This window comes from Flavobacterium pectinovorum, from assembly GCF_022802975.1.
GTDB lineage: Bacteria > Bacteroidota > Bacteroidia > Flavobacteriales > Flavobacteriaceae > Flavobacterium > Flavobacterium pectinovorum_B.
Window position 1 is genome coordinate 101,521 of record NZ_JAFEVZ010000011.1, and the last position, 12,166, is coordinate 113,686.

Below are 12,166 nucleotides of genomic sequence, written 5' to 3' on the forward strand. Positions count from 1 at the left end.
GTAAATGATGAAAAAAGGAGTTTTAGTATTTTTATTTTTTGTTTTGCTTAGCAATTCAGCTTTGGTTTCAGCACAGACTGAACCGGAAGATATTGCTATGGCTACCGATGAATATCAGGACTCTTTTTATGAATCATTAAAACAAAAAGGAATTGAAAATTATGATAAAGCAATTGTATCCTTAGAAAAATGTATCAAATTAAAACCAAATGATGCAGTTGCTTATTTTGAATTGGGTAAAAATTATTTAAAGTTAAAAGAATATCAAAGCGCTCATAATGCATTTGAAAAAGCCACACAACTAGACGCCAAAAATAAATGGTATTGGTTAGGAATTTATGATGTGAGTTATGAAACTAAAAATTATCCTTTAGCAATTGAAACCATTCAGAAAATTATTCCGTTTGACGAAGAATATAAAGATGATTTGATTTCGTTGTACATGATTACCAATCAGTTCGAAAAAGCACTTTTGACGATTAATGAAATGAATGATAAGTTCGGAAAATCAGAAGATCGCGAAAGATACAAACAGCAGATTTTATCTCAGGGAAAATATCAAAATACCGAAATTGACAATTTGATTAATCAGATTAAACAAAATCCGAAAGAAGAATCTAATTATGTTAACCTGATTTTGTTATATTCAAAAACAGCAGAAACAGATAAAGCTTTGGAAGTTGCAAAACAACTGGCTAAAGAAATTCCAGCATCAGAATGGGCTCAGGTAAGTTTGTTTAAAGGGTATTTAGACCAAAATCAGGCAGATAAGGCGATAAAAGCAATGAATTTTATTTTATCGAGTTCAAAGATTGATTCGAAAATCAAACACAGAACACTAAATGAATTTTTGATTTATGTGAATAAAAATCCACAATATGCATCGGATTTGGAAAAAGCGATTGGTTATTTTGACAACGATCCCAATGTAGCTGTTGCTAAAGAAATTGGAAAATTTTACCACAACAAAGGTCAATTTGAGAATGCCATTAAATATTATGAGAAAGATTTAAGCGCCAATTCAGATACAGATCTTGAAACCAATTTACTATTGCTTGAAGCATACACAAAGGCAAAACAATTTGAGCCAATGACCAAAAGAGCGATGACAATGATTGAGGTTTACCCAAGTCAGCCGCAATTTTATTATTATGCAGGCTTAGGAAATAATCAATTGAAACAATTTAAAAATGCAAAAACCGTTTTAGAAATGGGACTCGATTATGTTGTGGATGATAAAAAGCTGGAAGCAGATTTTAATATTCAACTTGGAGAGGCTTATAATGGATTAGGAGATGTGAAGAAAAAAGAGGAATACTTTTTGAAAGCAAATGAGTTATTAAAACAAAAAAAGTAAAGATTACATTCAAATGAAAAAATATATAGCAATACTATTTCTAACAATTTCTATGGTTTCCTGTAAAACGAAAGCTGTTGCGATACAAAATAGTAATACAGAAACGCCGGTAAAAGTTGATAATAAAACGGTAGAAAAGCATTATGAGAATAAATTAGATTTTTCTACATTATATATCAAAGCAGGTGCAAAATATGTTGATGAAAAGCAAAGTCAGAATGTAACGGCTGAAATTAAAATTGAAAAAGACAAGCAAATTTTAGTAAGCATACGTTTCCTTGGAATCACAATGGCAAAGGCTTTAATTACAACAAATACAGTAAGTTACTACGAAAAAATAAAAGGGACTTATTATGAAGGTGATTTTACAAGTTTAAGCAAATGGCTTGGAACCGAACTGGATTACAGTAAAGTGCAAAATCTATTGGTAGGAGAAGCTTTGGACGATTTAAGAAAAGGAAAATATACACAGACAATTGTAGAAAATCTTATTCGTTTAGAAGATGAAAAGGACACAAACCTGAAAAAAACATTCTTTTTAGAACCTGAAAAATATTTGCTGCAAAAAGAACAAATTTCACAAGCTGCAGAAAACATAATGTTAGAAATTAAATATTTTGATAATAAGGTTTTTAATCAGGGGACACTTCCAACAGCTATTGAAATTAATGCTATTCAGCCGAAAGGGAAAACGGATATTAATTTAAATTATACGACTATTTCGTTCAATGAAGAACTTTCTTTTCCATATAGTGTTCCAAGTGGCTATAAAAAAATTATAATTAAGTAAATTTGCAAAAAGATATCAGAAAAATGCCAAAATTTCTCCTAAGCCTAATTTTTATATGTGCCACAACTTTTGTGTGGGCACAGGACTCACAACAAGAAAAACTGGAAGAGCGAAAAGCTCAGATTCAGCAGCAAATTAGGGACAATGAAAAAATGCTTCAGTCGGTTCGAAAAAAGGAGAAGTCTGCTGTGAATGAATATTTAATTCAGACCAATAAAATAAAACTGAAAGAAAAACTGATTAATACCACCGCTAAGCAAGAAAGACTTTTGAGCAATGATATGTATATCAATCAGTTAAAGGTTAATAAGCTTAAAAGAGAATTGGCTGTATTAAAAGAAGATTATTCTAAAATGATCCTTAAATCATACAAAAGCCGTTCTGAACAAAGCAGGGCAATGTTTATTTTATCTTCTGAAAGTTTTTTACAGGCTTACAAAAGAGCGCAATATTTAAAACAATATACCAATTTCAGAAAAAATCAAGGTTTAGAAATTCAATCTAAAACCGCTGAGTTGGTTGATTATAATGCCAGACTGGACGGACAAAGACAAGTAAAGAAAAAAATCATTGTCGAGAATCAAAAGGAAAAGCAAAGTCTGGAAGTTGAAAAGAAAGAACAGCAAAAGCTGGTTAACTCTATTAAAAAAGACAAAAATAAAATTATTGCTGACACTAAAGCAAAACAAAAAGAATCAAAAGCTATTGATGCTAAAATTAAGCAATTGATCCGGGCTGCTATTGCTGAAGCCAATAGAAAAGCAGAAGAAGAAAGACGTAAACGAATAGCAGAAGGAAAAGCTACTGAAAGCAGTGAACCGGCACCGGCTAAAAGTTATTCATCAGATAGAATTGCTTTAACGCCAGAAAATAAAATATTAGCAGCTGATTTTAAAGCTAATAGAGGGAAATTGCCGTGGCCGGTAGAAAAAGGATTCATATCTCTAGGGTACGGAGATCAGCCTCATCCACTATATCCGTCACTGACCGTTCATAATTCCGGAGTAGAGATTACTACCGAACAGGGAGCAACAGCGCGCGCCGTATTTGCAGGAGTTGTATCAGGCATAATGGTTACATCTCCAGTAACCAGAGCCGTAATGATACAGCACGGAGATTATTTTACTGTTTATCACAATTTAAGTTCGGTATCAGTAGAGAAAGGAGATAAGATAAATATCAAACAAAGTATTGGAAAGGTAAGAACTAGCGGAGATACAGGTAAAACAGTAATTAAATTCCTGATTCTTCAAAATTTAACTAATATGAATCCGGAAGGATGGCTGCAAAACAGATAAAAAAATGGGGGCTTAATTAAGCTCCCATTTTTTTATTCACATAAATTTGAGATTTGAAATTGCCATTGATTTTTGATATTGAAATTATCATTGCTGCTGTTGTAACTGATCCATATAATTTAATTGTTCCTGAACTTTTGATGAAACCTCTTGTAATTGTACATCGTTAATTTCTTCAAATTGTCTGCCATCTTCATATCCTATAGAAACACAAACCGACAGGGTTTGTTTTGCTAAACCTTTAAATGTTCCTTTTATTGGTGTACAGTCACTAAAATTTCTTCCTACTGAAAGGCGTACATGATTGTCCATTGTCCAAATGTTATTGGTAGGATCTAAACCTAACCAGCCCTGAGTTGGCGTATAAATTTCAATCCATGCATGAGTTGCTCCTTCGCCGCGAAGACCACTTTCGTTTGGACAAATATAGCCGCTAACATAGCGTGATGGAATACCAACCGTGCGTAAAAGATGCAATAAAATATGAGCAAAATCCTGACAGACCCCTTTTTTAAGGGTTAAAATTTCGTCAACCGTAGTTTCAATATTGGTAATTCCTTTGGTATAGGTAAAATTTTCAAAAACATAGGTGTTGCATTGTTGGGCAATTTCAATTATTGATTTGTTTTCAATATTTATTTCTTTCAGGATGTTTTCTATCTCTGTTTGTTTTTCGATTTTATCAATATAACACAAACGTAATAATAAAATACTTTTTTCTTTTTCGATTTGAATGTCTTTCACGTAAGTGGAATCTATTTCAGGAATTTTAAGCGAATGATTTACCCGAACCAACATTCGGGATTCGATAGTCATTTCGGTATGACTGTCTAAAACATTAAAATTACCTACCCGGTTTCCGTAATAATCCTGAGAAACGTCAACATTTGGCGCATGCGTAATTAAAAGCTGATATTGCAATACTTCCTGATTTTCAAAATGATGGGGAAATAAGCGTATTTCGTTAATACTTTCTTTTATAGGATAATTGTATTGGTATTTTGTGAGGTGAACTATTTTAAAAAGCGCCATATAATTAGGTATAAGAAAAGAATAATTTTGAAAAATCGGTTGAAAATTGAACTAACTGGTTTTTGGTATTTCGCAAAACATCTTCTAATTCCTGATTGGTTAAATGTTGATAATCTGTAAATTCAATATAACTTTTTAAACGGCCAAACTGATTCATTAATGTTCGGGCCTCGCTTAAATTGGTGTCTTTAAATAAACAATCTAAGTAAGTATTAATAAAATCCAGGGTGTAGATTACAGAATGCGCAAAATCCATATTAAAAATTACCTGATGGACCACTTTTCGATTATGCGAAATGTTGCTGTAACTTTTTAGATATAATTCATAACCGGAAAGAGATAATAATAAACGTCGCCAATACATTAAATCTTCTTCGCCTTCGAGATTGTAATTGATAGGTGCAAAATACGCCTGAGTCATCGATATGGTTTGCAGGCATCTTTCAATATGTTTGCCAATACTCGAAAAACACCAGCCTAAACCTCGTGGCATTGTAACCTGAAGAATTCCGTTATAAAGCAGTAAATCTTTGTTGAGTTTGGTAATTACATTTAAGGCATCTGAGGTCTCTAACTTTTTGGGCAAATCCGGTGAATTCACAAAATGATACATCGAATTAATGTGCTCCCATAATTCTTTGGTAATTTTATCCTGAGAACCTCTGGCATTTTCGCGTGCTTTTACCACTAAATTTTTTACCGAATTTTCATTTTGATTGTCACAAATAATGTATTTTAAAACATAAGGAGTGTCATATTGTATCGAATGAATTTTGGCATTTGAGAGACTTGTATAATATTCTAAAAGGGGTTTATAACCCTGCGAATCATTAATTTCTTTATCAAATGATAAAATATAAGAAGTGTTAAGGGTAAGCAACATTCCGTCGGTTCTTTCCATATATCGGTTAAGCCAAAACATTCCATCTGCAACTCTACTAAGCATATCTTTTATTTTTGAATGGTTATAATTTATTTAATAATCCAGGTGTCTTTACTTCCGCCCCCCTGAGAAGAATTTACTACCAATGAACCTTCGGTTAAGGCAACACGAGTCAATCCGCCGGGAACAATCTGAACCCCTTTTGGTCCGCATAAAGCATAAGGTCTTAAATCAACATGACGCAATTTAAGCTGTCCGCCAATCAGACACGGAACCGTACTAAGCTGAATAATAGGCTGGGCAATAAAATTTCGGGGATTATTGGTAATGGCAATTTTAGCTTCATCAATTTCTTCCTGTGAGGCTTTGTTGCCCATAATCATTCCGTAGCCGCCACTTTGGTTGGTTTCTTTGATAACCATATTTTCCATGTTGGCAAAAACATGCTCGCGTTCATCTAAATTTTCCATTCGATATGTCGGAACATTTTTCAGAATTGGTTCTTCGTTCATATAATATTTAATCATATCCGGGACATAAGCATAAACGGCTTTGTCATCGGCAACACCATTTCCAACAGCATTAACCAAGGCTACATTTCCCTGACGATAAGCGCTGATTAATCCCGGAACACCGAGCGCACTGTCTGGTTTAAAAACCAAAGGATCGAGATATTCATCATCCAGACGTCTGTAAATGACATCAACTTGTTGTAATCCCGAAGTAGTTTTCATGTACACTTTACTATTGTTAACGACCAGATCACGTCCTTCTACTAATGGGATTCCCATTTGACGTGCGAGATAGGTATGTTCGTAATAGGCCGAATTATAAACGCCCGGTGTCAGTAAAACTACATTTGGATTTGATACATTTCTTGGGGATAATGAAACCAAAATACTGTGAAAAATCATCGGATAATTGCTTACCATACTCACATGATTTGATGAAAGCATATCCGGAAAAATTCGTTTGGTAATTTCACGGTTTTCCAGCATATAACTCACTCCGCTCGGGCAGCGTAAATTGTCTTCCAGTACATAAAATTCTCCTTTTGCTCCCCTGATCAAATCGATTCCGGCAATGTGCACATGGATATTATGAGGTACTTTTATACCCTGAACTTCCTGAATGTAATGCGGGCATGAAGCAATTAATCCTGCCGGGATAATTCCGTCTTTTACAATATTTTGCTCGTTATAAATGTCTTCCAAAAATAAATTTAATGCCAATAAACGCTGCTTGATTCCCGATTCTACTTCCAGCCAGTCTTCCTGTGTGATGATTCTCGGAATAATGTCAAAAGGAAAAATCCGTTCAATTCCGTTATCATCATCACTGTAAACCGTAAAAGTGATGCCTTGATTCATAAATAAATCCGAAGCCTGTTTTTGTTTATTGGTCAGTGTTTTGTGATTTAGGCTCTGCAAGGTTTCAAATACCTGACGATAAGAATCTCTTACACCTTTATTCGAAAACATTTCATCCCAGCCACTGTGATTTAAACTTGGTGTTAATTTCGCCATACTTGAATTATTAAATAAATACTGTTTTAAGTATTTTTGTAAAAATTATTTACTTTTTTAATCCAAATTACAACTTTTAAAGATGATTAATTGTGTTTTTTATGTGAATTTTATAATTTATAGCGGATTCTTTTTTTGAGGTTTTAATTTTGAAAATCTTCTTTTTAAAGGCTGTGTTTTTTTGAGATTTGATATTCTTAAAAAACCATTTCAGAGGATTTGAGTACTTTTTAAACAGAAATAAAAGATTTTAATATTAGAATTAAATAGTAGAAATTTGATGAAAGCGTTATTAATAGTGTAAAAATCATTTGATTGTTGAATATGAAATTGCAACGATTGAATTTAAAAATAGTATTTTTGCACTATGGAAACAAACAGACAGAAAAAAATAGGCGGTGTCATCCAAAAAGATTTGGTTGATATTTTGCAGGGTGAAGTGAGAAAAAACGGAATTAATAATTTAGTAATTTCGGTATCCAAAGTAAGTGTTACTACAGATTTATCTGTGGCGACAGTATATTTAAGCATTTTTCCGCAAGAGAAAGCAAAAGAAACTTTAGAAGGAATAAAATCGAATTCAACTTTAATAAAACATGATTTATCTCAGCGTGTACGTTTGCAATTGCGTCGTGTACCCAATTTGGTGTTTTTTATCGATGACTCTTTAGATTATATCGAAAAAATTGATAACGCCTTATCAAACAGAGAAAACCCAATTGAAAACCGTGATCTTTTAGAAAAAAGAAGAAAATCGTAAATTGAATTTCCCTCTTTACATAGCCAAACGTTATCTTTTTAGCATCAGTAAAAATAACGCAATCAATATCATCAATTTAATTGCCAGTCTCGGAATTATTGTTGGTACCATGGCTTTGTTTGTGGTTTTATCCGTTTTTAGCGGATTGAAAGTTTTCAGTCTTTCATTCACGAATGAAATTGATCCCGATTTAAAATTTACCAGCACCTACGGAAAGTCATTTTTGATTACACCTGCTCAGGAAAATCAAATTAAAAATATAGAAGGAGTTGCTTCATATACCAAAATTATCGAAGAGCGTGTTTTGTTTTTGTTTAAAGACAAACAGCAGGTTACCTATTTAAAAGGTGTTGACAGCCTTTATCCTGTTGTCAACAATATCAAAAAAAAACTTTTTAACGGTCAATGGCTCAAGCCGGATTCTTATCAGGTAGTTATTGGTTACGGAATTTCACAGGATTTTTCGATGGGAATTCTGGACTTCGAAAATCCGTTGCAGGTATTTGCACCAAAACCCGGAAAAGGTGCAATCGAAAATCCCGAAGAAGCGTTTAATAAAACAGATGTTCTTCCTGTTGGAATTTATTCGATAAGTGAAGAACTCGATTCTAAATATGTATTTGCTGATTTAGGCTTGACGCAGGAATTATTGATGTACAAGCCGAATCAGATTTCCGGTATCGAATTGAAACTGAAACCAAATGCTGATGAGAAAGCGATACGTTCTCAACTCCAGATGATTTTCAAAAATAAAATTACGCTAAAAAACAGAGCCCAGCTTAATGAGTCCTTATACAAAATGCTCAACACAGAAAATATTGTTGTCTACCTGATTTTTACGCTGGTTATAATTGTAGCACTTTTTAATTTGGTTGGAGCTTTAATTATGATGATTTTAGAAAAGAAAGGAAACTTAAAAACCCTTTTTAATCTAGGTACTGAAATCAATCATCTGCGAAAAATATTTTTATTGCAGGGAACATTATTAAGCGTATTTGGAGGAATAATCGGTCTCATTCTGGGTATGATTTTAGTATTCCTGCAACAGCAATACGAACTGATTATGATTACGCCAACTTTGGCCTATCCTGTTGTTTTCTCATTCGAAAATGTACTTATCGTTATGACCACAATTGTTATTCTTGGGTTTGTGGCTTCCTTAATTGCCAGCAGCCGTGTAAGTAAAAAGCTGTTGGATTAGTATTTCTTCCTAAAAAATATTACTTATATTTACCGCCTCAAAAATTCTACAGCATATGATTGTTTCTGCCTAATCCTATTTTATTTTTAGAATAATTAGGATACTTACGTTTTTACTTTTCAGTTCAGATTAATACATCTGGATCAATTTTATCATTTATCCTAAAATATCATGACAGAAACAATTATAAAGAAAAGTCTATTTTCTAAAATTTTTACCACATTAAAACAAGCGCTGAAAGGCGACGAATCATTTGATTACACATCCGGAAGCATTAAAAAAGCAGTAATCCTGTTAGCCATTCCAATGGTTTTGGAAATGATGATGGAGTCGGTTTTTGCATTAGTCGATTTGTATTTCGTAGGGCATTTGGAACATAGCAGTTTTGCGATTCAGACTGTTGGTTTAACCGAATCAGTTTTGACAATTATATATTCTCTTGCTATTGGAATGAGCATGGCAGCGACAGCAGTTGTGGCCAGACGTATTGGAGAGAAAGATCCGGTTGCTGCTGCAAAAGCCGGAATGCAGGCGATTATTATTGCTTTTGCACTTAATAGTGTATTGAGCATTTTTGGAATTATGTATGCAAAAGACATTCTTATACTTATGGGATCGTCTGTAGAATCGGCCGAACACGGTTTCAGATTTACCCAAATCATGATTGGTTCCAGTTTATGCATTATGCTTTTGTTCCTGATAAACGGAATTTTTCGTGGTGCGGGAAATGCAGCTATTGCTATGAAAAGCCTTTGGATTGCCAATATCTGCAACATTATTTTATGTCCGATTTTAATTAACGGTTTCGGACCAATTCCGGCTTTTGGATTGGTTGGAGCTGCATTAGCCACAACATGCGGAAGAAGTATTGGAGTTCTGTATCAGATCTATCATTTATTTTTTGGGAATGGAATTTTAAAAATCAAGATCTCCTATTTCGCTCCGGATTTTACACAAATAAAAGCTTTGGTAAAAATTGCAGCTCCGGGAATTTTACAATTTGTAATCGCATCCTGCAGTTGGATTTTCCTGGCAAAATTGGTAGCTACAACCGGAGGAGATCATGGGTCGGCAGGTTATCAGACCGCACTTCGGATTATGATGTTTTTTATCCTTCCTGCCTGGGGATTGAGTAATGCAGCGGCAACTTTAGTCGGACAGAATTTAGGAGCCAAACAAATCGAACGTGCTGAAAAATCGGTTTTTACAACAGCAAAATACAACGTGATTTTCATGGCTTCAATTATGATTATTACATTAGTTTTTGGCAACTATATTATCTCTTTTTTTACGAATGATCAAATGGTCAAAACAATTGCTGCTGAAGCATTGCGTACCATGAGCATCGGATTTATTTTTTACGGAATCGGAATGGTTTTGATTAATACCTTCAACGGGGCAGGAGATACCTGGACACCAACCGGAATTAATTTCTTCGGATTCTGGCTGTTCCAGATTCCGCTTGCTTATGTATTGGCAAAACATTTTAATATGGGACCAACCGGAGTTTTTATTGCCATTCCGGTTGCAGAAACTGCCATAACGTTGGCTGGAATTTTCTTTTATAAAAGAGGAAAGTGGAAACGTATTGAGGTTTAAAATGTTTATTTTGTGCAATATTTCTTAAATATTTTCGTTGGATTTAAATAACCAAAAAGATATTTTTATGAAAACCAGAATTAAAATTTCAGTAGTTTTAAGCATTGTATTATTTGGACTATTTGCTTTTACATCAATAGAAAAAAAGATAATTGTTATTGATGCTGCTCATGGCGGATCTGATTTTGGAGCAACGTTGGCAGGATCACAGGAAAAAATAATTGTTGAAACAATTGCTAAAAAGATTAAAAGTCAGAATAAGAATGAAAATCTGGAAATTGTTCTGCTTCGGGAAGGTGATAATTTTATGGAATTAGATGAAAGAGTTTCAATTATCAATAAATTAAATCCGAATTTAGTGATTTCATTGCATATTAACGCTTCTAAGGATTTTAGTAAAAATGGAGTTGAAGCTTACATTTCTTCAGATGCTAAATTTTATAATCAGTCAAAAAAAAGTGCTGAAACTGTATTGGAAAAAATAACTGCTGAAAATTTATCCAAAGGGAAAGTTGCCGAAGCTAATTTCTTTATTTTAAAAAAGTCCGATTGTCCTGCAATGACTCTGGAATTGGGATATCTTAGCAATGAAAAAGACAGAAAATATATTACCAGCGAAAAGGGACAAAATGAAATTGCTGAAAAAATATTAGAAGCCATTAAATAAAAGATATTCTTTAAAAGAAAAAGACCTTCAAATTTTCAAATGAAGGTCTTTTTTTATTTTAAACAAACTCATATCCGGCATAAACCTGTTCAATTTCTTTCATAATGGCGAATAAATTTTCAGGTTCGTCTGTGGTAACTAATTTTTGTTTGAATTCTTTAAACGAATGAATTCCTTTGAAATAATTGGTATAATGACGGCGCATTTCTACAATTCCAAGACGTTCGCCTTTCCAGTCCATTGACCATTGCAAATGGTTTCTGGCAGCTTCAACACGATCAATAACCGTTGGAGCAGGCAAGTGTTCTCCGGTTTTAAAGAAATGTTTGATTTCATTAAAAATCCAAGGATAACCAATTGCAGCACGGCCAATCATGATGCCGTCAATTCCGTATTCATTTTTATATTGTAATGCTTTTTCGGGACTGTCGATATCACCGTTTCCAAAAATAGGCATTGTAATTCTTGGGTTGTTTTTTACACGTGCAATATGTGACCAGTCAGAGTGGCCTTTGTACATTTGGGCACGGGTTCTGGCGTGAATTGTTAAAGCCTGAACACCAATATCCTGAAGTCTTTCTGCCACTTCATCAATATTGATGGAGCTATCATCCCAGCCCAAACGTGTTTTTACCGTAACAGGCAAATCAGTACTTCTGATCACGGCTTTCGTTAAACGAACCATTAAATCAACATCTTTCAAAACTCCGGCTCCTGCACCTTTACAAACTACTTTTTTTACCGGACATCCAAAATTAATATCAACCAAATCCGGTTTTACCGTAGAAACAATTTTAGACGAAAGTGCCATCGCTTCTTCATCACCACCAAAAATCTGAATTCCAACAGGACGTTCGTAATCAAAAATATCCAGTTTCATGCGGCTTTTTATAGCATCACGAATCAATCCTTCCGATGAAATAAATTCAGAATACATCATGTCAGCGCCGTGTGTTTTGCATAATCTGCGAAACGGCGGATCACTAACATCTTCCATCGGTGCGAGTAATAAAGGAAATTCGGGTAATTCTATGTTGCCAATCTTGACCATCT

Annotated in this window: 11 protein-coding genes; 7 read left to right on the forward strand and 4 right to left on the reverse strand. The window is 33.9% G+C overall.

Annotated elements, in window-relative coordinates; genetic code table 11:
* Positions 1-7: 7 nt before the first annotated feature.
* From FLV_RS15345 to FLV_RS15355, 3 genes are read left to right on the forward strand one after another with little or no spacing between them, the layout of a single operon-like run.
* A complete protein-coding gene (locus FLV_RS15345; protein WP_243235152.1) occupies positions 8-1,357 on the forward strand; it encodes a tetratricopeptide repeat protein in 1,350 nt (449 codons plus the stop codon).
* Positions 1,358-1,370: 13 nt separating this feature from the next.
* Positions 1,371-2,147, forward strand: a complete 777-nt coding sequence (locus tag FLV_RS15350; protein WP_243235066.1) for a DUF4292 domain-containing protein — start codon at positions 1,371-1,373, stop codon at positions 2,145-2,147.
* Positions 2,148-2,170: 23 nt separating this feature from the next.
* Positions 2,171-3,445 carry a murein hydrolase activator EnvC family protein gene (locus FLV_RS15355; RefSeq protein WP_243235073.1) on the forward strand — a complete coding sequence of 425 codons (1,275 nt, stop codon included), beginning with the start codon at positions 2,171-2,173 and terminating at the stop codon, positions 3,443-3,445.
* A gap of 87 nt (positions 3,446-3,532) precedes the next feature.
* Here FLV_RS15355 and FLV_RS15360 read toward each other — a convergent pair whose 3' ends face one another.
* From FLV_RS15360 to FLV_RS15370, 3 genes are read right to left on the reverse strand one after another with little or no spacing between them, the layout of a single operon-like run.
* Positions 3,533-4,477: a transglutaminase family protein gene (locus tag FLV_RS15360; RefSeq protein WP_243235075.1), complete on the reverse strand. Its 945-nt coding sequence runs from the start codon at positions 4,475-4,477 to the stop codon at positions 3,533-3,535.
* 4 nt (positions 4,478-4,481) lie between these two features.
* A complete protein-coding gene (locus tag FLV_RS15365) occupies positions 4,482-5,423 on the reverse strand; it encodes an alpha-E domain-containing protein (protein WP_243235077.1) in 942 nt (313 codons plus the stop codon).
* A 26-nt stretch (positions 5,424-5,449) separates the two neighbouring features.
* The gene (locus tag FLV_RS15370) at positions 5,450-6,886 is read right to left on the reverse strand and encodes a circularly permuted type 2 ATP-grasp protein (RefSeq protein ID WP_243235079.1); all 1,437 of its coding nucleotides are present in this window, start codon (positions 6,884-6,886) and stop codon (positions 5,450-5,452) included.
* 367 nt (positions 6,887-7,253) lie between these two features.
* Here FLV_RS15370 and rbfA point away from each other — a divergent pair, with 367 nt between their 5' ends.
* The 4 genes from rbfA (at position 7,254) to FLV_RS15390 (ending at position 11,113) form a co-directional block, all read left to right on the forward strand.
* A complete protein-coding gene (rbfA, locus tag FLV_RS15375) occupies positions 7,254-7,646 on the forward strand; it encodes a 30S ribosome-binding factor RbfA (RefSeq protein ID WP_110346483.1) in 393 nt (130 codons plus the stop codon).
* A 1-nt stretch (position 7,647) separates the two neighbouring features.
* Entirely contained in the window at positions 7,648-8,847 is a 1,200-nt protein-coding gene (locus FLV_RS15380) for an ABC transporter permease (RefSeq protein ID WP_243235081.1), read from the forward strand.
* 171 nt (positions 8,848-9,018) lie between these two features.
* Positions 9,019-10,446: an MATE family efflux transporter gene (locus FLV_RS15385; protein WP_243235083.1), complete on the forward strand. Its 1,428-nt coding sequence runs from the start codon at positions 9,019-9,021 to the stop codon at positions 10,444-10,446.
* A gap of 67 nt (positions 10,447-10,513) precedes the next feature.
* Positions 10,514-11,113, forward strand: coding sequence for an N-acetylmuramoyl-L-alanine amidase (locus FLV_RS15390; protein WP_243235085.1), 600 nt, complete (start codon positions 10,514-10,516; stop codon positions 11,111-11,113).
* Positions 11,114-11,171: 58 nt separating this feature from the next.
* Here FLV_RS15390 and dusB read toward each other — a convergent pair whose 3' ends face one another.
* Positions 11,172-12,164, reverse strand: a complete 993-nt coding sequence (gene dusB, locus FLV_RS15395) for a tRNA dihydrouridine synthase DusB (RefSeq protein WP_243235093.1) — start codon at positions 12,162-12,164, stop codon at positions 11,172-11,174.
* Positions 12,165-12,166: the final 2 nt, after the last annotated feature.